This window comes from Shewanella sp. SM68 (assembly GCF_025653925.1).
Taxonomy (GTDB): Bacteria; Pseudomonadota; Gammaproteobacteria; order Enterobacterales; family Shewanellaceae; genus Shewanella; species Shewanella oncorhynchi.
In genome coordinates, this window is sequence record NZ_JAKKRU010000009.1 from 180,254 (window position 1) to 207,136 (window position 26,883).

The following is a 26,883-nucleotide window of genomic DNA, read 5'->3' on the forward strand; positions in this document are numbered from 1 at the left end:
AATAACGTTTTTGAGCGCTATAAAAAAGGGATTAAGCCTTGGCTTAATCCCTTTTTTAAAATGTTATTTTTAAACCACTTAAGCGGCTGTGATGACTATTGCGTTGTCAATGCTGCTAGGTTCAAGGCTGCTAGACCCGACACTACTGGATTCAACATGTCGAGGTTTTCGCGGCGCTCTGGGCACTTTCACCCGAGTACGATTGTTGTTATCACGACTCTGACGGATGAGCGCATCGCCGCTTAAGTTCGAAGGTAGACCAGATGCTAGGCTCGATGTCAGGCTTGCAGCCTCACGGTGGGATTTAGCTAATCTGTCGTATAACAGCACATTGACCGAAGCCGCAAGATTCATGCACCCGACCGTAGGCACATACACTACGGCATCTGCTTTATCGATAATCTCTTGGCCAATGGTGCCATCTTCAGGACCAAACACATAAAAGGCTTTCGCGGGATGGACAAAATCCGGCAGCGGCGTTGCGCCCACCACCAAATCGACACAGATAAGCTGAGTGTCCGCCGGAATCGCGGCTAACAATGAAGTGACGCCCGTGAGCGGAATACGCTCTCCAGCATCTTTAGTATCAACATGGTATTGCACTGCGCCTGAACGCGCGGCTAACTCGTAGCGCCTGCCAGTGTAAAATACGCCATCGACGCCATAACAACCCGATGCGCGCATAATGCCACCGACGTTAACGGGTGTTTTAGGATTCACTAAACCGATAAATACCGCGCTAGCATCGAGCGTTTGCTCACAGGCTAATTCAGCACTCGGCATTTCTACACTCGTTACTTCGGTATTAGTCACGTGCTCGTTGTCAGTCATCGGCTGGGAGCTAGGTAACATCCAATTCGCCTTGAATCTTTGCCTGCAGCTGTGCCCATGCCTGTTCAACCAAGGCATAATCGGCATCGTTTAATTCTTGGCGCGCGAGTGCTAGACAGTCGGTCATTTTTAGCATTAACGCATCAAGATCCGTTTCACCCTGTGCTTCCAATTGGGATAACACTACGGCCACATGGCCCTGTAAGTAGCCACAGGCAAACAAAGCATCGTCATCACCATGACTAACAATGCTGGCGATCCACTGTTCTAATGCGTCTTCGTAATGCTCTAACATGGGTCTAACTCTCCATTAATACTGGATTGGCCGACACATCTGCTGCGACCAATAAATCTGGATTGGCCACCTGATACATGACGTAATCATGGTAGCCCGTCGTCACTTTATAATAGCCGCCAAGCTCGCTATCTAATTTAGGGTCGCCACTATCCACAATTAGTGGTCGTCCATCAAGTGCTTTTAGCTTAGTTTTTGTGGCAAGGATAATAATATTGTCTTTTCCGATGCGCCGAATGAGCTCGGGCGACAATTGTTGATTACCGCGCCCTAAGATATGGCCTTGACCGCCAATCAGAGTGATCACCAACTTAGTCGGCTTATCTTGGGTCAGTTCGAGTAATTTGTTCGCGGTTAAGTCACTGCCGACTAAACTTTTATTTTGAATGAGATCAACACCGAGCAGGGTATTATCGAGGCCTAACTCTTCCATCACAAAGGCAACCGTACTGCCAGAGCCCATGATGTACAGTTCATCTTCCATTTGATTGATCACATCGGCGGCGATATCGGCCAGCACGAGTTCATCGACTTCCTTGCCGCCCATCTTCACCGCTTGCACATAGCGCGGCTCGGCGGGCACTAAGAGCTCACCAAATCGTTTAGCGCGCACTGTACCTTGGCGAAAAGCCACTTCGTCAATATCCATCACATCGGCGGACATCAAACTGACAAGTTCGCCATCGAGTAACATCTTGACCACCATGCCAGATGCATGGGGCGTAATACCGTAAACGCCGGAATGAATTTTCACCCCAGCAGGCACACCGAGCACAGGGAGTTTGTCGTCGATAGTGGCTTGTTCAAATACGGAGTAAACATCGCGGGCCGTACCATCGCCACCGGCAAAAAGGAGTAAATCCAGCGGTTCATCCAGCAGCGCACGCACAACGGCCTGCGTATCCAGTGCCTGAGTTTTATCCGGAGTTTGATACACCACTCGCGTGGTAAAACCGAGTGTTTTAGCGGCGTCTTCACCCATGATGCCTGAAGCGGTAATGACTTCAATGTCATCACTATAATCACGGATAACCTCGAGGGCCTGCATCATACGCAAGGCGGCTTTGGGTTCAGCGCCTAAGGCGATCGCCTCTTCGGCAACGCCATCGCTGCCCTTAAGGCCAACACTGCCACCTAAGCCAGCTAATGGATTGATAACTAACCCTAAACGAAACCGAATCACCCTTTACCTCACTTAACGCAATCTTTTGATTTTTTTATACTTTTATTTTAATGGATATGACTAGGCCGTATGGGCTGCAACACTCGGTTTATCCTTAGGGATAAAGAATACCGCCAGCATAGCGGCAAAGGCGCATACTGCGGCAAATACCCAAGACCAAACCGCCCCGCTACCATCGCCCCAAATAAAGCCACAAATCCAAGTACCGAGCGCGCCGCCAACCCCAAAACTTAAACTGGCGTATAGGGCTTGACCTTGGCTTCTGTGACTCGCATCAAAATGTTTATGCACAAATTGAATCGATGCCGCATGGGTTAAACCAAAGGTAAAGGCATGTAATAATTGGCTAAAACCAAGCCACAACACGCTATCTACCCCGAAGGCAACCAATAACCAACGTAGACAAGTCATGCCGATGCTGACAATCAATAAGGTATTCACGCCATAGCGGCCGAGTAAACGCGGCGCGAACATAAACATCACGATCTCGGCCATAGCGCCAAGGGCGACAAATATGCCCGCCGAGGATTCGGAGTAACCCGCTTGCTTTAAATATAAGACGAAGAAGCCGTAGAAAGGTCCCGCGCTCATTTGCAGCAACATGGCCGAGACTAAGAACCAAATAATCGCCCGATTCCATTGCAATGGCGGCCGCACTTGGCTGGTGTCGCGCACTAAACGATTTGCTGGTAGTGGCAACGCACAGGCTAACATGCCGATAAATAATGACAAACCGATATAAGGCAACACCTCAGTACCCCACTGACCAATGGCAAAGCCCGCACCGACAACAAGACAGATATAACCGACACTGCCCCAACTGCGAATTTGACCGTAGCGGCTGGCATTCTCGCCTAAGGTTTCTAAGGTGATCACTTCAAGCTGGGCGAGGATCGCATTCCAAAAGAAAGTATAGAGGGCCAAACTCAGCGCCATATACACAAAACCACCATGGTAGAAGAAACTCAAATACGCCAGCGCGGCGGCTCCCGCGCCCATTTTGATCAGCTCGGCACGCATCCCCGTTCGGTCAGCCACTTTAGCCCACACATTCGGCGCAACAATGCGCGTCGCCATCAGGATGGCGAGTAAAAAGCCAATTTCTTGAGGATTAAAACCGCGATTTTCGAAGAAGACCCCAAGATAAGGGACCATAGTGCCGAGAATAGAAAAGAAGAAAAAATAGCAGGCACAAAGCCAGCGCAATTGCCGGCTTGTGCTAGAAGAAGTTGACATTAACGCATTCCATTTATCTCATGCCACTCATTGTATCGTTATCGCATACCAGCTATTTCATGCGCCTATCTCATTCCGAGAACGGGCGTGTGACTACGCACATCCTGATTTTGCGCTCTGTGTCTTAATAAGTGATCCATCAACACAATGGCAAGCATAGCTTCGGCAATCGGTACCGCGCGGATCCCAACACAGGGATCGTGACGACCTTTAGTGACAACTTCGGCCATTTCACCCTGCGCCGTCATACTTTGGCCCGGCACACTGATGCTTGATGTGGGTTTTAAGGCAATATGGGCAATAATCGGCTGACCCGACGAAATTCCACCGAGCACACCGCCCGCATGGTTAGATTCAAAGCCTTGCGGCGACATTAAGTCACGCCCTTCGGAGCCCTTTTGCGTCACGACACCAAAACCATCACCAATCTCAACACCTTTGACGGCATTAATACCCATCAGCGCGTGGGCGATATCGGCATCGAGTCTATCAAATACTGGCTCACCTAAACCCACTGGCACACCTGTCGCGATAACGGAGATTTTCGCGCCAATCGAGTCACCGGATTTTTTCAGCTCACGCATGTATTCATCGAGCGCTTCCAGCTTGCTAGCATCGGGGAAGAAAAAGGCATTTTGCTCGATTTGGTCAAGATCAATGGTCTGCGCACAAATAGGTCCCAACTGCGACATATAGCCGTAGATTTCGATACCGTGAACTTGCTTTAAATACTTTTTAGCCACCGCACCCGCCGCAACCCGCATCGCAGTTTCACGGGCTGAAGAGCGGCCACCACCGCGGTAGTCACGCATACCGTACTTTTGCTGGTAGGTATAATCGGCGTGCCCAGGGCGAAATAAATCTTTGATATTAGAGTAATCTTGACTGCGTTGATCGGTATTTTCAATCAAGAGTCCAATCGAGGTGCCCGTGGTTTTACCTTCGAAGACGCCGGATAAAATCCGCACTTCATCGGGCTCACGGCGTGCCGTGGTATATCGGGATGTCCCAGGACGACGGCGGTCAAGATCGTGCTGCATATCGGCTTCGGTTAATTCAAGCCCAGGAGGGCAACCATCAATAATGCAACCCAGTGCAACACCGTGACTCTCACCAAACGTCGTCACTACAAAATTTTGACCAATACTGTTTCCAGACATCCGCTTTGTACACCTTAGGTTATTTGTTCATCGCTCCGTGTCCAGCGACCACTGGACAATTTATTTTCCCGCTGCAAGCCTAACTGGCAGCGGGAAAAGTCTCAACCTAATTTGCTATCTTAGGCTATTGTGCGTCGCGATAAATGCCGAACACTGACTGATTTTCGACCAGTTGATCGCGAGTCAATACAAATACGCCATCGCCACCATTTTCAAAGTTAATCCAAGTGAATGGCACTTCTGGAAACTGCTCAATCAAATGCACCATAGAATTACCGACTTCGACTACGAGCAAACCCGTTGGTGTTAGGTATTGCGCGGCATTGGCCAGTATGCGTTTGGTTAAATCTAAGCCGTCGCGACCTGAGGCTAAACCGATGGCAGGCTCATGGTGATATTCATCTGGCATGTCGCCAATGTCTTCGGCATCCACATAAGGTGGGTTTGAAACAATCAAATCATACTGAGGCCCTTCTGGGATGGCCGAAAACAGATCCGATTGCATCGGGAATACTCTGTCCATCACACCTAATGTTTCGATATTGATTTGCGCCACATCTAAGGCATCTTCGCTGATATCCAGCGCATCGACTTCGGCGTCTTCAAATTCATAGGCACAGGCAATCGCGATACAAGCGCTGCCAGTACATAAATCTAAAATACGTGTGACTGGCTTGTTATATAACCAAGGGCTAAAACGGTTAGCGATCATTTCGGCAATCGGTGAACGAGGCACTAACACGCGCTCATCGACGTAAAACTCAAGCCCAGCAAAACGCGCTTTGTTGGTCAAGTAAGGCACAGGTAAGCGCTCTCTCACCCGACGAATGATCAACTCGACAATTTTATGCTTTTCACTGCTGGTCAAGTTACTTAAAATCACTTGCTGACCGATTTCTTCGGGTAAGTGTAAGGCATGGAAAACTAAGGCGATGGCTTCATCCCACGCATTATCAGTACCATGACCATAATACACATTGGCATCGTTAAAACGGCTCACGGCCCAACGTAACATATCGCCAATAGTACGTAATTCTGTCACAGCTTCATCTACAAAGATCTTATCCAAAACGTGCTCCCGCTAGTTTGTTCGCAAACATTGTAACTGAACTCTATTCAGAAACCATAGGATTCAATAGAATACCCGCCATGAATAAAGACGACGACAAAGAAGGCTTGGCGATGTTCTCAAAGCTTATTGATGGAATTAAACCCATCACGCAAAATAAGCGACACTTTCCCATGCCCTTAAAAACCAAACAAGAAATAGAACTAAAAGAGCAGCAACTGCATGCTAACAGTTATTTCTCAGATACTTATCAGCCACTACTGCCTGTACAAGGGCCGATGCGTTGGTTGGAAGAAGGTGTTGACAGTTTAGAACTCAAACGCCTCAGACGTGGCGATTACCAGCCAGATTTACTGCTGGATTTACACGGCTATCGCCAATCAGAAGCCAAACTTGAGTTAGCGGCACTGATCCAAGCCTGCGTTAAACAGCAAAGCCTGTGCTGCTGCATTATGCATGGTTATGGCAGTGGCATATTGAAACAACAAGTTCCCATGTGGTTAGTGCAGCATCCTATGGTGAAAGCTTTCCATCAGGCCCCTAAAGAATGGGGCGGCGATGCGGCGTTATTAGTGCTGATTGATATTGGTGAGCAGCCGCATAGACGTTAGCTCGCTATCGGCTTAGGCTTTAACATTTACTATTTAGCGGAAAACGAACGGCCCATTTAATGTGGGCCGTTTGTTTTGTAAAAGAGATATAAACCTAGATTAGCTAATACTATGCGGGGCGTGCTGCCACACAATCGACGCTTGCTCGGCATGTTTATCAATAAGCGTAATGCCTGACGTCGCGAATAATGGCGGCTCAACGCCAGCCACTAACTCACTGACTAAGTAACCCAGTAACGGCATGTGAGCAATCACGAGTACTTTATCCGCCTTGTATAACTCAGCATAAGCCACAACCAAGGCGGCTACATTGGCGGGATCGCCAGAAGGCACAAGATCATCGGCGACTAACCACTTACGCGGCTCAGGAAAATGCTGACTCAGTTCCTGCCACGTTTGCTGTGCTCGTAAGTAAGGACTAACTAAAACAAGATCGAAATCAGCCACACTGCGAGCTAGCCAGTTGCTCATCAACACAGTATGGTGCCTTCCAACATCGGTCAGTGTTCTGTCTCTATCAGACTGAGCATTAAATCCGGCGTCACCATGTCTCATCAAAAATAGCTGCATACTTCTCTCGCGACTCAAACTTGTTTTTGTTTTATCCCAATTGTAGCCCTAAAATCCGTTTCAACAAACCTCACAAGACTTAATCTTTAGTCGATAAACACAAGAGATATTTGCTAAAAACCATTAAGACTATCAATATATAACAAGCTATCGTTACCGGAGTGTCTCTTTGCAAGCCTCTCAGTCCATATATAAAAGTCCAAATGATCACCGCCAGTATCGTTATCTTGTATTAGATAATGCGCTCAGGGTGTTATTGGTTGAAGATCAAGATGCTAGCCAAGCTGCCGCATCTATGGCTGTAGGCGTGGGTCATTTTGATGATCCCGCAGATAGACCCGGCATGGCGCACTTTTTAGAGCATATGCTCTTTCTAGGTACTGAGAAATTCCCAGACTCAGGCGAGTATCACGCCTTTATCAACCAACATGGCGGCAGCAATAACGCTTGGACGGGCACAGAGCACACTAACTTCTTTTTCACCATCAATGAAGAAGTGTTTGCCGACTCCTTAGACAGATTCAGCCAATTTTTTATCGCCCCCAAATTTGATTTAGATTTAGTCGATAGAGAACGCCAAGCAATTGAATCTGAATTTAGTTTAAAACTAAAAGATGATATCCGTCGAACCTATCAAGTACTCAAAGAGACAGTCAACCCACGGCATCCATTTTCGAAATTTTCCGTGGGTAACTTAGTCACCTTAGGCGGAGAACAGGCACAGGTACGTAGTGAATTACTCGATTTCTATCAAAGCCATTACAGCGCCAACTTAATGACCTTGTGCTTAGTCGCTCCGCTTTCCCTTGATAAATTACAAGATTTAGCCTGTCACTATTTTAGTGGGATCCGAAACTTGAACTTAGTGAAAAACTATCCTCAAGTACCACTATTTTCAGAAAAAGAACTGTTGAGGCAAATCGATATTGTGCCGCTTAAGGAGCAAAAACGCTTAAGCATCAGTTTTAATTTCCCAGGAATTGATCACTACTACAAACGTAAGCCTTTGACTTATATCAGCCATATTTTAGGCAATGAGAGTCATGGCAGTCTGTTGTCGTATCTAAAAGAACAAGGATTAGTGAACAACTTGTCTGCGGGCGGCGGTGTAAATGGCTATAACTTCAAGGATTACAGTATCGGTTTACAGTTAACCGATAAAGGGCTAGGCAATCTCGATGAAATTATCAGCTGCTGTTTTGAGTATATTGAGCTCATCAAAACCCAAGGTTTAGATGAATGGCGTTATTTAGAGCGTGCAAACCTGCTCAAAATGGCGTTTCGTTATCAAGAGCAAGTTAAATCACTCGATTTAGCCAGCCATCTCAGTATCAATATGCATCACTATGAAGTCGAAGACTTGGTCTTTGGCGATTATCGGATGGATGGGCTGGATATCCCTGAAACCATTGAGCTACTTGAGCTCATGGTGCCACAGAATATGCGCCTGCAGCTTATCGCCCAATCGGTTAAAACGGATCGTAAAGCTAACTGGTATCACACGCCGTACAAAATCCGCCCAATTGCGCCACAGTCCCTAGCTCGTTGGCAAGTGAACAATATTCGCCCTGAATTACAGCTACCGGCTGCAAATCCTTTTATTGTCGCCGACTCGATTGCCCGTCCGGATAAGAGCGATGTTGACGTGCCAGTGATCGTTGCTGAATCAACTGGATACCGCATTTGGCATAAGAAGGATGATGAGTTTAATGTGCCAAAAGGTCACATGTATTTATCGCTGGATTCAGAGCAGGCAAGTAAAACGCCAAGGCATGCCGCCCTCACCCGCTTATATGTTGAAATGCTACTCGATTATCTCACCGAGCCAACCTATCAGGCCGAAGTTGCTGGATTAAGCTATAACATTTATCCGCATCAAGGCGGAATTACACTGCATTTATCGGGCTTTACCGGCAATCAAGAAACGTTATTAGCGCTATTAATCCATAAAGCCAGAGAGCGCAATTTTACCGAAGAGCGCTTTGCCCTCATAAAATCTCAGCTTCTGCGCAGTTGGCAGAATCAAACACAGGCTAAACCGATTTCACAATTATTTACTAGCCTGACTGTTACGCTGCAAAAAAGCAGTTATGAACCAGCACGTATGGCTCAAATGTTGGAAGATATTAGCCTAGAAGATTTACATAACCATGTACGCGCCTTCTACGAAAAGATCTATCTTGAAGGGTTAGTCTACGGGGATTGGTTAGTCTCTGAAGCACAAGCTCTCGGCAAACGTTTAGAGCACATTTTATCCTTAGTTTCGACGCCGAGCGCCGAGTCCACCAGAGAATTAGTGAATTTAACAGGCCAAGGCACGTTACTGAGAGAACTCGCAATAGATCATCAAGATAGCGCAATTATTGTGTATTACCAATCTGCCGTGGCAACACCCGAAAAAATGGCGCTATTTAGCTTACTGAATCACACTATGTCGTCCACCTTCTTCCATGAGCTGCGTACTGAAAAACAGTTGGGCTATATGGTAGGCACAGGTTACCTGCCGCTCAATCGTCATCCTGGACTTATTTTCTATATTCAGTCACCCACAACTGGGCCCCTGCATTTATTAGAAGCCATCGACGAGTTTATTGCCGACTTTAATTATGCAGTGATGCAAATCACCAACGAAGAATGGGAAAGCACAAAGGTAGGTCTGATTAATCAAATCATGGAGCACGACGCGAACCTCAAAACTCGCAGTCAACGTTATTGGGTCAGTGTCGGCAATAGAGATTATAAATTTAACCAAAGAGAACTCGTCGTAGACGAAATCACTAAGCTCACCCGCACTGATTTACTCAAATTCATGATGCGTAAAATGCGTACTAAGCACAGCGATCGCTTAGTGTTATTTAGCACAGGTGAACAACACAGAACCCAAGCCGCGCTGATGTCAGACAAAATGATCACGGATCTTAAAGTTTTTAAGCAAACGGCAGAAAAGTTTAATTTCTAAACAAAAAACACTTTTGCTCACACATTTGTGAGCAAAGTTAGGTAAACAAACAGAACCGCTACAAATCAGTCCAACTATAGTCGTATCTTTCAGTGTTGGACGTAATCCTGATGTAAAACATGGCTAGCCCATGTTCTACCACTTCATCACTGAACAATTTTACTGCATCTACATGCTGTTAAAAGGATTTTCTGCAGACTCCACTTTGACAAACCGCTCACTTTCTGGAAAAGTGATGTAACACAATTGTTTCATGGCATCCTCGGATAATAAGAACAAACACTATGCCTAAAGCACTCTTTAAAATCGTCTTGCTCGCTTTTTTTAGCTTGCATGCATTCGAAGACGTAAACGCATCTCCCTTTTCTGATAAATCTCCAATTATTCTCCAATCACAATCTTTTGGTGTCCCAGAAGGACTTTCCCAAAGCACTGTTACGTCTATCGTTCAAGACAATGATGGTTATATATGGATAGGAACATTTAATGGATTAAATCGATTTGATGGGAAAAACTTTAAGCATTTTTATGCTAATGATACCAGAACAGGCCTTCCCAGCTCTTTTATTAGAAGTTTACTTATTGATGATAAAGGCATTTTATATGTTGGAACAGATAGTGGCTTAGTCGTATATGATAAACTTCAAGAATCCTTTTCTCATTATGGCCTATCGGTAAAAAACTCTCCTGCTTGGAGCCTCAACTCAAGTGATAAGAGTTTAATTGTTGGAACTAACAAAGCAATTATAGATATAAATAGCAAAGAAAAAACATACGAACTTTCAAATAAAGGCCTAAGTGAAATCAAAAAAACGATAAAAGTAGGCGACGATTATTACATAAGAGATTATGCAGGTACGTTATTTAAGCTCACCCAGAATGAATTAAAAGAGATAGCTAAAAAAACAATTGATTTCGAGCAAGAAGATCACTCAACACTACTCATATCATTAAGTGATGGACTATATAAGTATAAGGACAATAAAATATTAAAAATTGATCCACGAGTATTTTCTCAACTCACGAAACACAAAAACACTATTTATGGTATCACTAATAAAAATATAGTTAATATTTCTAAAAATAGCATTGTAGGACTTCTAGCCACAGATAAAACATCTTCATTTTTTGCAACCGAAGATATGTTTATACTAGGAAGTATTGATCAAGGCATCACTATTGTAAAAAAAGTAAATAATTTAGTGCAGAAAACCAACTTAACCACCGATAGCACATGGCATCTTACAAAAAACACTAAAGGCTTTCTGGTTTCATCTGACTCTGAAAAAATAAATCTTTTTGATGAAAATTTAAACCTAATCAAAAGTTTCAGCACTCATACTCAAGGATACAAATACGCAGTTCTAAGTGATGATGGACTTTATTTTGGTACTAATGCAGGGTTATTTTTACAGAAAGATGATTCATCCAGGTTGATTAGCAAAAATATAATATCATCACTCTCTATTAATGAAAATATTTTAACAATTGCTGCTGGTACACCTGATGGGAAAGTTTTAATCATCAAAAATGGTGAAATTACTAACAGCATTGATACAAAAAAGAATGAGCCAATTTTTGACGTAGAGTTAACATCTGACAACCTAATATATATAGCCGGACAAGATGGACTGAAAAAATATGAAAATGGGTTGTTAGAAAACTTAAGCAATGAAATAACTTACAGCATCGAAAAAAGTGATAATGGCATTTACTTCGGAACATCAACATCACTGATGCTTTATAATGATACCAGTAAAAAAATTTCGAGAATACTTTCTAACAATAAAGAGATCTACGCTATTGTAGATAATGATGGTTTTATAACAGCCTCATCACTAAGTGAAGTCATTATTTTTGAAAAAAACAGTAAAGTATCTTATACCTTAAAAACATCAAATGGGAGTCAATATGAGTACAATGCTCCAAATGGTATTAATATAAACGGTAACACTCTACTTGCGGGGATCAGTGGAATTAGTCTAGTATCACCTAAAGATGTTGTAAGCTATGTAAAGAAAAGCAAGGTAAATAAAACAGAAATATCAGATTTCTTAGTATTTAATATAGTTCAAAATCAAGAAAGTAACTATCTAATACAATCAATCGCAGCATCTAATAAAATATCATTGAAATACTCTGACTATCCATTTTCGTTCAACTTTATATCTCCCATGTCAGACGACTCATCAACTAACTACTACTATAGGATGTTTGGCCTTTCTGATATATGGATACCTGCAAATGGAACAAACTCAGCAACATATACAAACTTATCTCCAGGAAATTATACTTTTCAAGTTTATGCGGTTAACTCACTTTCCGGTGAAAAAGCAGCAACAAAAGAGCTTGCTGTCATTATAACACCTCCTTGGTGGTCATCATTTCAAGCAAAATCTATTTATGCTGCAATTGTATTATGTATCTCATATCTAGTAATAAAAACGGTGCTACGTCGTAGAGAAACACAAAGACAGATTGTACTCAGCGAAGAAAGATTAAAACTTTCCCTTTGGGGAAGTGGTGATGAAATGTGGGACTGGGATATAGAAACTGGCAACATTTTTCGCTCCAATATTTGGGGAGCACTTGAATTTCCCCGTGATGGACATCGTTCAGGTAAATCGGATGAAGAGAGTAATATACATCCTATGGATCAAGAACGTGTTCGTGAAGCACTCAATAAGCATTTTTATGGTGAAACAGATCATTTTGAAGCCGCATATAGGGTAAAAGGCAAAGACGACAATTGGGTATGGATTTTAGACCGCGCCAAGATTGTAGAGCGGGATGACAAAGATAATGCCCTGCGAATGACTGGAACGATTAAAAATATTAGTCAATTTAAACAAAAAGAAGAGCAGCTGAAACTCTTTGAAAAAGCGATTGAAAATATTTCAGAAGGCATGTTTATCCTCGACAATGAATACCGTTTTGTCGAAGTCAACGAAGCTTGCTGTAAAATTTCATTACGTAACCGAAATGACTTTATTGGCAACTTACTCACATTTGATTTATATCCAGAAACCTTCTCCACCCAAATCAGAACCATGTTAAAACAGCAAGGTCGCTGGGCAAATGAAGTCGAAGCCGCCAGAGGAGATAACAGTCACTTCCATATGGAGCTCACTATCGATGCTATCTATGATGAGTTAGGCGAATTATCACACTACGTTGGTGTTTTTTCTGATATATCAAGACGTAAGCAGCAAGAAGAAGAGCTTAGAAAATTAACTAATAACGATCTCTTAACTGGACTGCCAAATCGCTCCAACTTACAAGTGACCTTAAGTAACCTAGTGAATCGAGAAATAGCTCATGCGCTTATGGTGCTTGATCTTGATAATTTTAAACGTATTAATGACTCCTTAGGCCATCAAATTGGGGATGCATTATTAAAGCTCGTTGCTACCCGCATTAAGTCCTTACTTCCTAAAAATACCAGTATTTATCGTCTAGGCGGAGATGAATTCGCCATTGTATTAGACAAGGGTTCAGATATAAGCGCCAGCGCTGCGATTGCTAACCGTATTATTGAGGGATTAAAACCTGCATTTGACGTTAGCAATGAACAGCTAGTCCTAGGATTAAGTATTGGCATAGTGCTATTCCCAGAAGATGAGCAAAGCGAGCAAGCATTACTGAGAAAGGCTGACATTGCTATGTACCATGCTAAGTCAGCAGGAGGTAATTGCTACCAGTTTTATTCTGAGTCTTTAAACCAACATGCAATTAGGCAATTAGAAATAGAAAATCTTATCCGTGAAGGCTTAAAAGATGATCTATTTGAAGTTTATTATCAACCTAAGGTTGATCTTAAAAGCGGTAAAATTGCAGGTATGGAGGCTTTAGTCAGATTAAATCATCCAGTACATGGCTTGATACCCCCAAATGATTTTATTCCGCTTGCTGAAGAAAACGGCTTAATTGTTGAAATTGGTGAAATAGTCTTACGCAAAGCCTGTTTCGCAGCACAGAAATGGCGTGAACAAGGCATATTCAGCGGCAGAGTCGCCGTCAATTTATCGTCACGTCAATTTGCACTGCCCGATATTCAACAGCGAATAGAGTCAATATTAAGACTCACTAAACTACCTGCATGTCATCTTGAATTAGAAATAACTGAAGGTACCGTCATTAAACAGCCGGAAACGGCGATTATCGTCATGCAGCAACTGGCTAAAATGGGCGTTAGTTTAGCACTCGATGATTTCGGCACTGGATACTCGTCCCTTTCATACTTAAAACGTTTCCCGATTCATACTTTAAAAATTGATAAAGCTTTTGTTGACGATATTGATAAGTCTGATCGCGATCTCAAAATGGTCGATTCTATTATCACTATCGCCCATAACATGGGGCTTTCTGTTGTAGGAGAAGGGGTAGAACAAGCTGCACAATTGAACATTTTACGGGCACTCAACTGTGAAGAAATTCAAGGCTATATTTTTAGTAAGGCCATAAAGGAGACCGAATTTACCTTGCTACTCCAAGAAGACATGATAAAGCTAAACACAAAAAGCAACATTATATAATCAATTTACTCTCAACTTGATTGCGACTTACAACATTGGCACAACAAGTGCAGTAGCACTATCAGTGTCAATAATAAATCAATATCAACTACCCTGAGAGAGAATTAGAATGATGAAAGGAATCCTTGCCGCCGTTACTTTATTATCTTCAATTAGTTTTGCAGTAAATACTTATGCACTTGAAGATAGCACTAAATTAGAACCAGCAGCTAAGTCAATTACTTCAGAAGAACCTGCAGTTAAACTTGCTCCAGTAGAAGTAACTGGGCATCCATATGTGAAGTTTAAACCTTTTGAAATCGCTGGGCATCCTTAYGTGAAGTTCAAACCTTTTGAAATCGCTGGGCATCCTTACGTGAAGTTCAAACCTTTTGAAATCGCTGGGCATCCTTACGTGAAGTTCAAACCTTTTGAAATCGCTGGGCATCCTTACGTGAAGTTCAAACCGCTCGAAGTCGCAGGACATCCTTACGTTAAATTTATTAACTCTGAAGTTGCATAACATTAATCAGGTTAAGGAGAGTGACTATGTTAAATTCAATCAAAAAAGCACTCGGTTTATCCAAGCCAGCGCGTAAAAAAGTTAAGTTGCCTGAAGGCTTGAATCACCTTGAAGTGATTTCTGCAAAAGGTTGGTGGAACTAATTTAAGTTCTGTAGCCATGAGTCTAACTCATGTACAGTGATAGTTAATTAAGTTAGCGCAGCTTAGAAACAATAAAGGGAGCATTGGCTCCCTTTAGTTTTAAGTGAATATAAAAGTACTAACTAATAGTCATGTAGTCATGGAAAAATACATAACAAATTGATAAATCAGCCATTTAATATCCCTTCCTCACTACAACGGATTTTCCTCAAGGCTAAATGGCGGTGTGTCGTAAAGAGTGGATAAGCCAGAGGCCCGAGCACAAAACCCAGTAATGCCCAAGGTCTGCGGTAAATGCAGCCAAGCCGAAGTACCAAGCCGAGATTAATGCGATAAAGATAACCAGCAAAGCCACAAACCACCTCTTTAAAAACAACTAAATAAATCATAAATGTAGAGAAATTAATTCCTCATTAAAATGCGGATGCTACTCGCGTAGTCTTGGTGATTGATGCGCATGTTAAATACGTCGTTTTAACGGCAGGATAAAAAGTTCTCCGTATTATGCATAAACGAGCAATACTCATTCCTCGCTGCGCTCTCAGTACAGAACACGTAACACCGAACTCTCGATAAAGGGCTCGGATTATACAAGATCCACATCCCCAACATGAACATTTTTTAGGCAAAAACATGCCTTATGGCAATAAAAAAAGCGGCAATGATCTGCCGCTTTTTTGTTCAATTTTGATTAACTAAGACCTAGATTAACTATGACTTAGATTCACTGAAACTTAGAAGAAACGCGCGTTTTCTTGAGCCATGGTTTTTAAGCGCTCACAAGGTTCGAATCTGTTACCGAATTGACTTTGATAACCTTCAAGGATCTTCACTAAGTTCGCGGCGCCTAAAGAGTCAATATAATGGAATGGGCCACCGAGGAATGGCGGAAAGCCAATACCGAAAATAGCGCCAATATCACCGTCTCTTGGCGATGCAATAATACCATCGTCTAAACAACGCACCGCTTCATTGAGCATTTGTACGACACAACGCTCAGCAACCGCTTTTACATCTTTATTGGTGCCAGGCTTAATACCTAACACGCCATAAACACTCTCATCGACGACTTTCGCTTTCTTGCTAGAGTCTTTTTGGCCGTATTGATAAAAGCCTTTGCCATTTTTGCGGCCTTTACGATCGTCACCTAAAAGCTTGTCAAATGCGGCTGGCGCTTTAAAACGTTCACCCAATTCTTTCTCAAGGATCGGTGAAATTTTTGCGCCCACGTCGATACCCACTTCGTCGAGTAAAGTAATAGGTCCCACAGGGAAGCCAAATTTCACTAAGGCTTTATCCAAATGCTCAACACTTTGGCCTTCGAGTAGTAATTGCGCGGCCTCGTTCATGTAGAGCGCAAGAATACGGTTCACGTAGAAACCCGCGCCATCCTGTACCACTATCGGTGTTTTACCTTGCTTACGGGCAAATGCGACAGTAGTCGCAATGGTTTCTGGCGACGTTTTAGCGTGGGCAATCACTTCCACCAGCGGCATTTTCTCTACTGGCGAGAAATAATGCAGACCAATCACATTTTCAGGACGCGTCGCCGCCTCGGCGATTTGGCTAATAGGCAAAGATGAGGTGTTTGACGCAAAAATCGTGTGCTCACCACACTCACGCTCAATGTCTTTCACCATTTGATGCTTAAGCGCTAAGTCTTCAAATACCGCTTCCACAACGATGTCGGCATCTTTAACGCCTTTATACTCAGTGGTTGTCGTCATCAACGCCATTAAGTTGTCACGGGCAGCAGGCGTCATATGGCGGCGCTTTACCCCTTTATCCAACAACTTATAAGCGTAGGCTAATGCATTGCTTAAACCTTTTTCACTGATGTCTTTGACGCGAACGGGGATTTTAGCCTTAGTGGTCGTCACAGAGGCGATACCGCCGCCCATTAACCCCCCCCCTAAGATCACCGCTTTCTTCACTTTACGCGGCGTAGCACCCTCAGCGCCGGTTTCTTTCTTCATTTCTGTGGTAGCGAAGAAAATACTGCGCAGCGCTTCAGATTCTTTTGATACCACTAATTCGGCAAAGTGACTCGCTTCGACTTCTAGCCCTTTTTGCATCCCCTTCGCAATCCCTTGACGCACGCAGTCAATAATCTTGGCTGGTGCTGGATAATTACCTTGGGTTTTCTTTTCGACTTGTTTAGTCGCTTGATCGAAAATAATGTTACGGCCAAAGCTCGTGCCTTCAAGTACTTGATTAACTAGTGACTTTTTAACAGGTTTCGGTGCACGTTTACCCGCAAGCGCCATCTCAACTGCGGTTTGCAGCAAAATGGTCTGCGGTACAACATCATTCACTAAACCCATTTTCAAGGCTTGTTTAGGACGGATTTGTTTACCGGTCAACATCATGTCTAAGGCGGTGGTAATGCCGACTAAACGAGGCAAACGTTGAGTCCCACCGCCGCCAGGTAATAAGCCAAGTTGAACTTCCGGTACGCCGAGCATGGTTTTACCATCGTCACTACATACCCTTTGATGACAAGCTAAGGCTAACTCTAAGCCACCACCTAAACAGGCACCATGGATTGCCGCAACCACAGGAATTTTTAACGCTTCTAACTCATTAAAAACCACATGCCCTTGCTGGGATAAGGCTTTGGCATCGCCCGCTGTTTTACAGGCATCGAGCATGGAAATATCCGCCCCCGCGACGAAAGAGTCTTTTTTGCCAGAGATCAGCACAAGTCCACGAATATGAGGATCGCTTTTAATCTCAGCCAGAATCTCACTGATTTCAGGGCCAAACTGCGCTTTTAGGGTGTTCATGGTTTCACCAGGAACATCCATAGTCAAGATGGCAATGCCGTCGTCGCGGCGGGTTAAATTAAAGGTCTTTTCCATGCCGATTACTCCACTTCCACTATCATAGCCACGCCCAAACCACCGGCCGCACAGGCCGTTGTTAGGCCAGTGCCACCACCGCGGCGCTTAAGCTCACGACACACTTGAGTGATCAAACGGGTTCCCGTTGCAGCAAAAGGATGGCCGTAGGCAAGCGAGCCACCGAGCACGTTAAACTTGCTCATGTCGATTTCGCCAATCGCGCGGTTACGGCCGAGTTTTTCTTCGGCAAATTTTTTCGAAGCAAACATCTGCATATTCGCTAATGTCTGCGCCGCAAAGGCTTCGTGCATTTCAATCAGGGTAAGATCTTCTAGTTCCATTCCAGCACGCTTCAGCGCCAGTGGCGTCGCGTAGGATGGCCCCATCAGCATATCTTGCCACACATCAATGGCGCTAAAGGCGTAACTCTTAATGTAACCAATAGGTTGATAACCTAAGGCTTTGGCTCGACCTTCACTCATCAGGATAATCGCTGAGGCACCGTCCGTCAGTGGCGTACTATTGGCCGCCGTCACAGTACCGTGTTGTTTGTCGAATGCAGGGCGCAACTTAGCATATGACTCCAGTACCGAGTTTTCGCGGATATTGTTATCACGATCGATAAACTGCTTATACGGCGGTATATGCGCGACCATAACTTCGTCACGCAAATGGCCCGAAGCCCAAGTTTCACTCGCTAAGGTATGTGAGCGGTGCGCTAAGGCATCTTGATCGGCACGACTAATATTGTAGGTTTTTGCCATCTGCTCGGCGGTTTGTCCCATAGACAAGCCCGTTGAGTACTCTGCCACCGCAGGCGGCACAGGTAATAAATCCTTTAAACCTAAACGGCGGAAAATTTGTAACTTTTGCCCAAAGCTACGGGCTTTATTCAGATCGACTAACGCATGGGCTAATTTTTTCGATACACCGATAGGCAATACAGAGGAAGAGTCGGCGCCGCCCGCAATACCGATTTCGATATTACCCGTCATGATAGATTCAGCCACGTTTACGGCAGATTGAAAGCTAGTTGCACAGGCGCGAGTGACACTATAGGCATCGGTCGACACATTCATGCCAGTACCGAGTACGATTTCACGGGCAATGTTAGGTGCAGCCGGCATTTGCACGACTTGTCCATACACTAATTGCTCAATCAGCTTAGGATCGAGTTCAGAGCGCGCCAATAATTCATTGACCACCATTTTGCCCATATCGAGCGCCGATACACCGTGGAATGCCGTGGCTTGCTTTGCAAAGGGGGTTCTTAAACCCGCTACAATGGCGATACGTTCACCCTTGGCGTTCGTAACCTGTTGTCTATCACTCATTTGTCACCCTCTTTATGTGCGCAATCGCTGAGAGATTTCAGGCGGCGCTAGCTATTTCCGTGTTTGACCCATTGTTTTACGGCGAAAAACGCCCAATAACAGGTCTGACCATTAAAGTGTGATCTGATTCTAACTTCTTGTCAGCAAGTTTTAAACACCTGTTTGTTTTTTTAACACTAGCCAAACCCTAAGGGAATTCTTTACCATAGCTGTTGTCTATAGCCCACACACGTATTTTCAATATAATAAAACGAGTAGCATCATGCCTTTGAGTCGCTTCCACGCATTACGCACTTACCTAAATAAGGTTGTTTTAGGGCAGCCAGTATTGACCGAAAATCTGCTCATTGCCTTAATTGCCAATGGCCACTTATTAGTTGAAGGACCTCCGGGACTGGCAAAGACCCGTGCAGTGAAAGCCTTATGTGACGGGGTTGAGGGCGATTTTCACCGCATTCAATTTACCCCAGATCTACTGCCCGCCGACTTAACCGGTACAGATATATATCGCTCGCAAACTGGCACCTTCGAATTTGAAGCCGGACCGATTTTCCACAATTTAATCTTGGCGGACGAAATTAACCGTGCCCCAGCCAAAGTTCAGTCAGCCTTATTAGAAGCCATGGCCGAAGGTCAAGTTACAGTTGGCAAGCACAGCTATAAACTTCCACCGCTGTTTTTAGTAATGGCCACCCAAAACCCATTAGAGAACGAAGGCACTTATCCGCTGCCCGAAGCACAGCTTGACCGTTTTCTGATGCACTTAAACCTTGATTACCCGAGCGGCGAGACTGAAATCGAAATTCTGCGTCAATCCCGCAAAGAAGCGCTTACCCACGAATTGCCAACCACTGAGCCGATTGCACAAGCAGATGTGTTTGCCGCCCGTGACGAAGCCATGGAAATCTATCTTGCCGAGCCGCTCGAAAAGTACATAGTCGAAATCGTGATGGCGACCCGTGAGCCTTTACGTTACAGCGAAGACTTAGCTAAGTGGCTTGAGTACGGCGTCAGCCCGCGCGCAACTATTTCATTAGAACGCTGTGCCCGCGCCCGCGCTTGGCTGCACGAGCGGGACTTTGTTTCACCGGAAGACATTCAAGCTGTTGCGCCAAATGTATTACGCCATAGACTCCTACTCAGCTACCAAGCACAGGCCGAAGGTGTCAGCCGCGATCACGTGATCAACCACATCTTAAGTCAAGTTGCAGTACCTTAACGGTGAAGATAAAGGTGAAATAAGATGAGTGACACAGCGCGACTCTCAGCCTCAGTCGATGGCTTGCCGCTTTTTGCCGATGGCTTGCATTTAACCGAGCAAGAGCTGCTGGCGTGCCAAAATATCGCCCGTGCTATGCCAGAGCGTTATAGCCGTGCCCGCGCTAACTTAGCGGGCCATCGCAGCAGCTTAATCAAAGGCCGCGGTATGGAGTTTGCCGAGGTGCGCCACTATCAACAGGGCGACGATGTGCGCACCATTGATTGGCGCGTTACCGCTCGTACGGGCACAACTCACACTAAGTTATTTGTCGAAGAACGTGAACGCCCTATTTTATTGTTAATCGACTTGAGCCAAAGCCTCTATTTTGGTTCGAGTTTATTGCTGCAATCGGTGCAAGCAGGACACCTTGCCACCACCTTAGGTTGGAATGCGATTAACCATGGCGATCGACTCGGCGCCTTGATCGCCTGCGAGTCTGAGCATCTAGAGCTCAAACCCCGCAGCCGTCGTCAGGGCATATTGCAATTGATCTCAGGCCTGCGCCGTGTGCACGAAAATCAGCTCAATCATGTTGGCAGTGGCCAGCGCGATCCTGACCATATCCTGCGTGCCTGTCAGCGATTACAACGTATCGCCAAACCCGGCTCCTTAGTTTGGATAGTGACAGATGGCAGCCATTTTAGCCCCCAATGTATCGCGCCTCTCACCGAGCTTAAGCGTCATTGCGATGTGGGCGCCTATCTTATTACCGATCCTCTGCGTCAAGGCACACTGCCGTTACCGCACAACTTTAATTTGCCGGTACGGGATGGGGATGAGGACTTAGTGCTTACCCGCCACAGTTATCAGGCTTGGCTCGACATTCAGCTGCGTCAACAAAACAACTTTATCGCCATGATGCAGCAACTGCGCGTACGTACCCAGCTCATCGATGCGGGTGCTCCCCTAGCCCATCAATTGGAATTATTGCGTTAACTATGGATCCAGCAACAGTGAATTCAGAAATAGCAAATCCACAGGCAACAGTACCTATGCCTTCTACGGCGTCAAACCCAGCCCTTGCACAACTGCAGGATATTATTCATCCCGATCCGATCGGCGCTTGGCCTTGGGCAATCGGTTATTGGCTGGTTTTAGCACTTGTGATTGCCCTCATAACACTCTTAGTTATCTGGCTAAGAAAACGCGCCCGTGACTTAGCGCCGAAAAAAGCCGCTAAACAGTTACTCAATCAGCTCGATAAACAAGCGACTTCCTATGCCTCTGACGTCAACACCCTATTAAAGCGCACCGCCATGAGTTACCTCAGCAGAGAAGCGATAGCCTCCTTAAATGGCGAAGCTTGGGCGACTTGGTTAGACAGCTATTTACCCGAGCATAAACGCCAACGTATCGGCCCCTTATTAGCCAAACGTCATCAGGCAACGCCATTGACCTTAGCTGAAGCCAATGAATTACATCAACTCGCACAGGCTTGGTTGGCATCGAAAGCAAAACTGAGTGCGCCTGAGCCGAATCTTGTTCAAGCTAAGGGCTACGTTCAAGCTAGTGGCGACGCTCGAGCTAAAAGCCAAGCGCCAACCCAGCAAACTGACACTGAAAAAGCGGAGGCACAATGTTAACAATTGCATGGCCTTGGCTATTGATATTATTGCCTTTACCTTTGATTTTTTGGCGCCAACACACAGTACAAGTGGATGGTGGCCGGCTGCAATTACCCGGAATAAGTCAAACGGGCAAACAAAGCTTAGCGGCCAACACGCGCCAGAGTCGCAAACGCTACTGGCTGATGTGGTGCCTGTTAGTGCTCGCTATTGCTCGTCCGCAATGGCTTGGTGAACCTATCGAACTGCCAAGCCAAGGCCGTGATTTGATGATGGCGGTGGATTTATCCGGCAGTATGCAGATTGAAGACATGGTGGTGAATGGCAAAACCGTCGACCGTTTCACTTTAATTCAGCACGTCGTCAGTGACTTTATCGAGCGCCGCAAGGGTGATCGTATCGGCTTGATCCTCTTTGCCGATCACGCCTATTTACAGGCGCCGCTCACCCAAGACAGACGTTCAGTCGCGCAATTTTTAAAAGAAGCACAAATTGGCTTAGTCGGTAAGCAAACCGCCATAGGTGAAGCCATCGCGCTGGCGGTAAAACGCTTCGATAAAATGGACGAGAGTAATAGAGTGTTGATTTTATTGACCGACGGTTCTAACAACGCGGGCAATATCGAACCAGAGCAAGCAGCGCAAATTGCCGCGAATCGTAAAGTTACCATTTATACGGTTGGTGTGGGCGCAGATGTAATGGAGCGCCGCACACTCTTTGGCCGCGAGCGGGTTAATCCTTCGATGGATCTGGATGAAAACCAACTTAAGCATATCGCCGACGTCACCCACGGCCGTTATTTTCGCGCCCGTAACAGCCAAGAGCTAGACCAGATTTACCAAGAAATCGATAAACTCGAACCTGTGAGTCGCGACCAGTTAAGCTATCGTCCGCAGGCAGATCTGTTCTATTGGCCGCTGGCACTGGCATTACTGACGAGTCTGTGGATTGCCTTAGGTCAATTGCCACTCTTTGCAGCGCGCCGCGTTAAACCCTCTGTCGCAACCACTTCACAGGGGAACATCAAATAATGAGCCTACATTTTATTCGTCCCGAATGGCTACTCGCCCTAGTGCCGCTAGCCTTAGCCTTGTTGAGTTTATGGCGGCAACACGAGAGCCACAGCGCTTGGAATCGTTATATTGCGCCGCACTTAGCCAAGATATTGGTCACCCAAGGCAATAAGAAATCCCGCCGTCCGTTGCATTTATTAGCCTTCACTTGGTTGATTGCGACCTTAGCACTCGCCGGACCTGCAGTTAATAAACAATCCTTACCTGTGTTTGCCGCCGAGCAAGGCCGCGTACTGGTGATGGACATGTCCGTATCTATGTTCGCCACCGATCTTGCGCCGAATCGGTTAACCCAAGCCAAATTTAGGGCAACGGATCTCCTGCGTAATCTTAAAGAAGGTGAAACAGGTTTAGTCGCCTTTGCCGGCGATGCCTTTACTATCAGCCCATTAACCCGTGATACCGGCACATTACTCAATTTACTGCCGACCTTAAGTCCTGAGATCATGCCCGTTCGTGGCTCAAACTTAGCGGCAGGATTGACCCAAGCCAAAACGCTACTGGCTCAGGGTGGCCATATTCGCGGTGATATTATCCTGATGACAGATGGCATCACAACAGCCCAGTTTGATGAGGCTAACTCGGCATTAAATGGCACGCAATATCGTCTTGCCGTCGTCGCTTTTGGTACCAGCCAAGGTGCGCCAATCCGTCTACCCGATGGACAATTACAACGCGACAGCAGCAACGAAGTCGTTGTGGCCAGCACTGATTTCGCTCTGCTGCAAAAACTGGCCGTGAATAACAAAGGCGTTCTGATCCAGAATCGCACCGACGGTAATGATCTCGCCCAATTACAGCAATGGTTAAGCGATGCTGGCGATGCGAAAGCCACAGATCTTGATGGTGAAACTTGGCAGGATCTCGGTCCCTACCTCGCCTTATTATTACTGCTACCCGCCCTTTTCAGCTTTAGACAAGGAATCGTGGCCAGTGTTGGATTTGTCACTCTTGCTGGCAGCTTACTGCTCGCGGCTGTGCCTCAGCCAGCCCATGCCAGTGTGTGGGACAATGTGTGGAAAACCACAGATCAACAAGCGATGCAGGCCTATCAATCCCAAGATTACGCAAACGCCGCTAAGCAGTTTGAGTCGCCCCAATGGCGTGGCAGCGCCCAATACAAAGCCGGTGATTTTGCGCAAGCACTGAAAACCTTCGAGCAAGATAGTTCAGCCCAAGGCCTCTACAATCAAGGCAATGCGTTGATGCAACTCGGTAAACCCGATAAGGCCAAGGAGCGCTATCAAGCCGCGCTTGAGAAACAAGCTGATTTCCCTGCGGCCAAGGCCAACCTTGAACTTGCTGAAAAGTTATTGCAGGAACAGCAACAACAGCAAGGTAAAAACGAGCAACAGGATAAGAACCAAGATCAACAAGGTGATCAGCAGTCTGGCGACCAACAATCCGGTGACCAAAAATCGCAGGATAAACAGCAATCTGACCAAGATAGCGCTCAGAAAGATAAGCAAGATCAAGCGGGACAAGAGCCTCAGGATCAACAGGACGATGCCGACGCGGATCCAAGCCCTGAGCAGCAAAAAACGGATGAGCAACAGTCTGAGCAAGATAAGCAAAATGGCAATGCTCAGGATCAGCAGGATGAAGCCAAGCAGCAAAATGGCGAGCAGGATGCGCAGGAAAATGAGCCTGCAGACAATGAAGCTAAGATGCAAGCGCAGGCTAAAGCCGATGCTGAAGAGCAAAAGTCAACTGAGCAAGAAAAGCAAAGCGTTGCCGCCAAAGAAGCTCCTGAGCAAAATGCGCAAGATAAACAAGAGGCTGCTATGAGTGAATCGGTCGAGGCACCGCCAACCAATAGCGAGCCACTGCCCGCAGAAATGCAGCGAGCACTGAGGGGCGTGAGTGAAGACCCGCAAGTGTTACTGCGCAACAAGATGCAGTTGGAATATCAAAAACGCCGTCAAAATGGCCAAATATCAAAGGATAACGAACAGTGGTGACGAGACAATTTTTTATCCTGCTACTCCTTGCCATCGGAGTGGCCCATCCCGCCTTTGCACTTAGCAAAATTGAGGCCTCGGTCGATCGCAACCCTGTGATGGAGGGCGAATACTTTGTGCTCAACATCAGTGTCGATGACGAAGTCGATACCGGAAAGCTTGACACATCCGCACTACTGAAAGATTTTATTGTCGGCCGTACTAGCGTGAGTCGCAGCACGCAAATCATGAACTTCGATGCGGTCAAAGAAACCCGCTGGCAAGTACTGCTCGCGCCAAAACAACAAGGCCAGTTAACCATTCCTGCCTTTAGTATTGACGGCGTCAGCTCATCGCCTATTCCTCTCAAAGTGGTCGAAACCGGTAGCCAGCCCGCGCAAATGAACAATCTGTTCATTGACGCCAAAGTCTCGACCGACGAAGCCTATGTTGGGCAGCTCATTACCTACAAGGTGAAACTCTATCTGGCGGTAGAATTACAAAGGGGCGTATTGAGTGCACCTGTAATCGAAGGCGCACAGATCAAACAAATCGGTGAAGATAGGGATGGTTCAGAGATAGTCGATGGCCGACGTTACCGCGTGATTGAACGCACCTATGGCATCATTCCCGATTTGCTCGGCCAAGTGAATATCAAAGGTGCAACCTTTGCTGGCGATGTGCTGGTAGAATCCCAACGCCGCGGCGGCATGTTTGGCTTTAATGAAAGCCGCCCAATGCAAGCAGGCGCGCCCTCACTGACAGTTCAAGTGAATCCCGCACCAACAAGCTTCCAAGGCCAATGGCTGGTTGCCGATTTAGTAGCGCTAAAAGAAAACTTCCCTGAGGATATTAAAAAGTTTACCGTCGGTAGCCCTATCACCCGCACTATTACGCTGTTGGCTTCCAATGCCGATGAAAATAGTCTGCCTGATATAGTGCAAACTCTGCCCGATGAGCTTAAGTCATACCCAGAAAAACCCCAGCGGCAGACCTTTGTGCGCGATGCACAAATTGTTTCGCAGTACAGTATTACTTCGGCAATCGTTCCCAGCAAAGCGGGCACCTTTACCTTGCCCGAAATCAAAGTGCCTTGGTGGAATCCGCGCCTTAAACGTCAAGAAACTGCAACGCTGCCCGCACGTACCATAATCGTTGAAGGTGGTGCTGTCAGTGATACGCCAGCTCAACCAACATGGGAAACCAACTCCGCGGCAGATAAGGGCTGGTCTTGGCTAACCACGGTTTTTGCTGCGCTATGGCTGGTCACTCTAGTCGCTTGGATTATCACCTTAGTCGCTTGGCGCCGCGCCTTAAAAAATCAAACGGCCGCCCCAATTGCAGTAAACTCTTCAATCAGTTCAGCACAATCAGTGACTGCCTCCGGCTTGGAAGGATTAGAGCAAGCCTGCGCCAGTGGCGATGTGAGTCGAATTATGTTGCAATTGCAGCGATATTTCAGTGAGTTACAGCAAACGCCTATGACATTAGATAAGATTGCTGAGCAGTCACCACAACTGGCAGCAGCGATACAGCAACTGCAAATCAAAGCCTACAGTGCGAAGGCCGATAAGAGCCACCATACTGACAGTGCTAATACGAGCAGTGCGAATTCTAACAATACAAATAGCCACTTAAGCGCCGAATGTACCGCCTTACTTAACGCGGTTAAGGCCTGTGAGCATAAACATTCAAACCCAAAATCAGCGCCATTAAGCCCACTGAATCCTAAATAAATGATGGGGTTAATGACAAAGAAGCGAGTGCTACTAT

Annotated in this window: 19 protein-coding genes and 1 pseudogene; 10 read left to right on the forward strand and 10 right to left on the reverse strand. The window is 45.8% G+C overall.

The features are described from left to right. Positions 1 to 78 precede the first annotated feature (78 nt). The 6 genes from L5M40_RS15575 to prmB all read right to left on the reverse strand — a co-directional run bounded on the left by L5M40_RS15575 (position 79) and on the right by prmB (position 5,774). Complete coding sequence (locus tag L5M40_RS15575) at positions 79 to 852, reverse strand: RNA methyltransferase (RefSeq protein ID WP_168824242.1); 774 nt, start codon at positions 850 to 852, stop codon at positions 79 to 81. Further along, positions 842 to 1,126, reverse strand: coding sequence for a YfcL family protein (locus L5M40_RS15580; protein ID WP_263175620.1), 285 nt, complete (start codon positions 1,124 to 1,126; stop codon positions 842 to 844). Before L5M40_RS15580 ends, L5M40_RS15575 begins: the two co-directional genes overlap by 11 nt. Positions 1,127 to 1,130: 4 nt before the next feature. Then, on the reverse strand, positions 1,131 to 2,309 hold the full coding sequence (locus tag L5M40_RS15585; RefSeq protein WP_198572775.1) for an ATP-NAD kinase family protein: 1,179 nt from the start codon (positions 2,307 to 2,309) through the stop codon (positions 1,131 to 1,133). A 60-nt stretch (positions 2,310 to 2,369) separates the two neighbouring features. Then, positions 2,370 to 3,545: an MFS transporter gene (locus L5M40_RS15590; protein ID WP_263256923.1), complete on the reverse strand. Its 1,176-nt coding sequence runs from the start codon at positions 3,543 to 3,545 to the stop codon at positions 2,370 to 2,372. A 65-nt stretch (positions 3,546 to 3,610) separates the two neighbouring features. Then, complete coding sequence (gene aroC, locus L5M40_RS15595) at positions 3,611 to 4,705, reverse strand: chorismate synthase (RefSeq protein WP_028761043.1); 1,095 nt, start codon at positions 4,703 to 4,705, stop codon at positions 3,611 to 3,613. 124 nt (positions 4,706 to 4,829) lie between these two features. Further along, positions 4,830 to 5,774, reverse strand: a complete 945-nt coding sequence (gene prmB, locus L5M40_RS15600; protein ID WP_011788895.1) for a 50S ribosomal protein L3 N(5)-glutamine methyltransferase — start codon at positions 5,772 to 5,774, stop codon at positions 4,830 to 4,832. A gap of 80 nt (positions 5,775 to 5,854) precedes the next feature. On the opposite strand from prmB, the gene smrB reads away from it, so the two are divergent. Then, positions 5,855 to 6,385, forward strand: a complete 531-nt coding sequence (gene smrB / locus L5M40_RS15605) for an endonuclease SmrB (protein ID WP_173244038.1) — start codon at positions 5,855 to 5,857, stop codon at positions 6,383 to 6,385. A 99-nt stretch (positions 6,386 to 6,484) separates the two neighbouring features. On the opposite strand, the gene sixA is transcribed toward smrB, so the two are convergent. Next, positions 6,485 to 6,955, reverse strand: a complete 471-nt coding sequence (gene sixA, locus L5M40_RS15610; RefSeq protein ID WP_028761045.1) for a phosphohistidine phosphatase SixA — start codon at positions 6,953 to 6,955, stop codon at positions 6,485 to 6,487. A 169-nt stretch (positions 6,956 to 7,124) separates the two neighbouring features. On the opposite strand from sixA, the gene L5M40_RS15615 reads away from it, so the two are divergent. The 3 genes from L5M40_RS15615 to L5M40_RS15625 all read left to right on the forward strand — a co-directional run bounded on the left by L5M40_RS15615 (position 7,125) and on the right by L5M40_RS15625 (position 14,951). After that, a complete protein-coding gene (locus L5M40_RS15615; RefSeq protein WP_263175621.1) occupies positions 7,125 to 9,914 on the forward strand; it encodes an insulinase family protein in 2,790 nt (929 codons plus the stop codon). Between the two features lie 284 nt (positions 9,915 to 10,198). Next, positions 10,199 to 14,449, forward strand: coding sequence for an EAL domain-containing protein (locus L5M40_RS15620; protein ID WP_263175622.1), 4,251 nt, complete (start codon positions 10,199 to 10,201; stop codon positions 14,447 to 14,449). 109 nt (positions 14,450 to 14,558) lie between these two features. Beyond that, on the forward strand, positions 14,559 to 14,951 hold the full coding sequence (locus L5M40_RS15625; protein ID WP_263146195.1) for a hypothetical protein: 393 nt from the start codon (positions 14,559 to 14,561) through the stop codon (positions 14,949 to 14,951). 310 nt (positions 14,952 to 15,261) lie between these two features. On the opposite strand, the pseudogene L5M40_RS15630 reads toward L5M40_RS15625, so the two are convergent. From L5M40_RS15630 to fadI, 3 genes and pseudogenes are all read right to left on the reverse strand, one after another. Beyond that, positions 15,262 to 15,449: pseudogene (locus L5M40_RS15630) on the reverse strand (hypothetical protein). 379 nt (positions 15,450 to 15,828) lie between these two features. After that, entirely contained in the window at positions 15,829 to 17,955 is a 2,127-nt protein-coding gene (gene fadJ / locus L5M40_RS15635; protein ID WP_263175623.1) for a fatty acid oxidation complex subunit alpha FadJ, read from the reverse strand. Positions 17,956 to 17,960: 5 nt separating this feature from the next. After that, complete coding sequence (fadI, locus tag L5M40_RS15640; RefSeq protein ID WP_014610833.1) at positions 17,961 to 19,271, reverse strand: acetyl-CoA C-acyltransferase FadI; 1,311 nt, start codon at positions 19,269 to 19,271, stop codon at positions 17,961 to 17,963. A 262-nt stretch (positions 19,272 to 19,533) separates the two neighbouring features. Between fadI and L5M40_RS15645 the strand changes: the two genes are divergently transcribed. Genes L5M40_RS15645 through L5M40_RS15670 form a run of 6 tightly spaced genes read left to right on the forward strand, consistent with a single transcriptional unit; the run spans position 19,534 to position 26,846 of the window. Then, complete coding sequence (locus L5M40_RS15645; RefSeq protein ID WP_028761051.1) at positions 19,534 to 20,490, forward strand: AAA family ATPase; 957 nt, start codon at positions 19,534 to 19,536, stop codon at positions 20,488 to 20,490. 24 nt (positions 20,491 to 20,514) lie between these two features. Next, on the forward strand, positions 20,515 to 21,468 hold the full coding sequence (locus L5M40_RS15650; protein ID WP_173244025.1) for a DUF58 domain-containing protein: 954 nt from the start codon (positions 20,515 to 20,517) through the stop codon (positions 21,466 to 21,468). A gap of 2 nt (positions 21,469 to 21,470) precedes the next feature. Then, the gene (locus L5M40_RS15655; RefSeq protein ID WP_173244023.1) at positions 21,471 to 22,115 is read left to right on the forward strand and encodes a DUF4381 domain-containing protein; all 645 of its coding nucleotides are present in this window, start codon (positions 21,471 to 21,473) and stop codon (positions 22,113 to 22,115) included. Further along, positions 22,109 to 23,128, forward strand: coding sequence for a vWA domain-containing protein (locus L5M40_RS15660; protein WP_131525283.1), 1,020 nt, complete (start codon positions 22,109 to 22,111; stop codon positions 23,126 to 23,128). Before L5M40_RS15655 ends, L5M40_RS15660 begins: the two co-directional genes overlap by 7 nt. Then, positions 23,128 to 25,131: a VWA domain-containing protein gene (locus L5M40_RS15665; RefSeq protein WP_173244021.1), complete on the forward strand. Its 2,004-nt coding sequence runs from the start codon at positions 23,128 to 23,130 to the stop codon at positions 25,129 to 25,131. The genes L5M40_RS15660 and L5M40_RS15665 overlap by 1 nt, the downstream gene beginning before the upstream one ends. Then, positions 25,125 to 26,846 carry a BatD family protein gene (locus L5M40_RS15670; RefSeq protein ID WP_263256924.1) on the forward strand — a complete coding sequence of 574 codons (1,722 nt, stop codon included), beginning with the start codon at positions 25,125 to 25,127 and terminating at the stop codon, positions 26,844 to 26,846. Before L5M40_RS15665 ends, L5M40_RS15670 begins: the two co-directional genes overlap by 7 nt. The last annotated feature ends 37 nt before the right edge of the window (positions 26,847 to 26,883 follow it).

Excerpts from the sequence above, each read along its gene's own strand:
- L5M40_RS15645 (WP_028761051.1), top strand. The coding sequence starts at position 19,534 with ATGCCTTTGAGTCGCTTCCACGCATTACGCACTTACCTAAATAAGGTT.
- L5M40_RS15655 (WP_173244023.1), top strand. The coding sequence starts at position 21,471 with ATGGATCCAGCAACAGTGAATTCAGAAATAGCAAATCCACAGGCAACA.
- sixA (WP_028761045.1), bottom strand. The coding sequence starts at position 6,955 with ATGCAGCTATTTTTGATGAGACATGGTGACGCCGGATTTAATGCTCAG.
- fadI (WP_014610833.1), bottom strand. The coding sequence starts at position 19,271 with ATGAGTGATAGACAACAGGTTACGAACGCCAAGGGTGAACGTATCGCC.
- L5M40_RS15660 (WP_131525283.1), top strand. The coding sequence starts at position 22,109 with ATGTTAACAATTGCATGGCCTTGGCTATTGATATTATTGCCTTTACCT.
- aroC (WP_028761043.1), bottom strand. The coding sequence starts at position 4,705 with ATGTCTGGAAACAGTATTGGTCAAAATTTTGTAGTGACGACGTTTGGT.
- L5M40_RS15580 (WP_263175620.1), bottom strand. The coding sequence starts at position 1,126 with ATGTTAGAGCATTACGAAGACGCATTAGAACAGTGGATCGCCAGCATT.
- fadJ (WP_263175623.1), bottom strand. The coding sequence starts at position 17,955 with ATGGAAAAGACCTTTAATTTAACCCGCCGCGACGACGGCATTGCCATC.
- L5M40_RS15620 (WP_263175622.1), top strand. The coding sequence starts at position 10,199 with ATGCCTAAAGCACTCTTTAAAATCGTCTTGCTCGCTTTTTTTAGCTTG.
- smrB (WP_173244038.1), top strand. The coding sequence starts at position 5,855 with ATGAATAAAGACGACGACAAAGAAGGCTTGGCGATGTTCTCAAAGCTT.
- L5M40_RS15590 (WP_263256923.1), bottom strand. The coding sequence starts at position 3,545 with ATGTCAACTTCTTCTAGCACAAGCCGGCAATTGCGCTGGCTTTGTGCC.
- L5M40_RS15575 (WP_168824242.1), bottom strand. The coding sequence starts at position 852 with ATGTTACCTAGCTCCCAGCCGATGACTGACAACGAGCACGTGACTAAT.
- L5M40_RS15650 (WP_173244025.1), top strand. The coding sequence starts at position 20,515 with ATGAGTGACACAGCGCGACTCTCAGCCTCAGTCGATGGCTTGCCGCTT.
- L5M40_RS15665 (WP_173244021.1), top strand. The coding sequence starts at position 23,128 with ATGAGCCTACATTTTATTCGTCCCGAATGGCTACTCGCCCTAGTGCCG.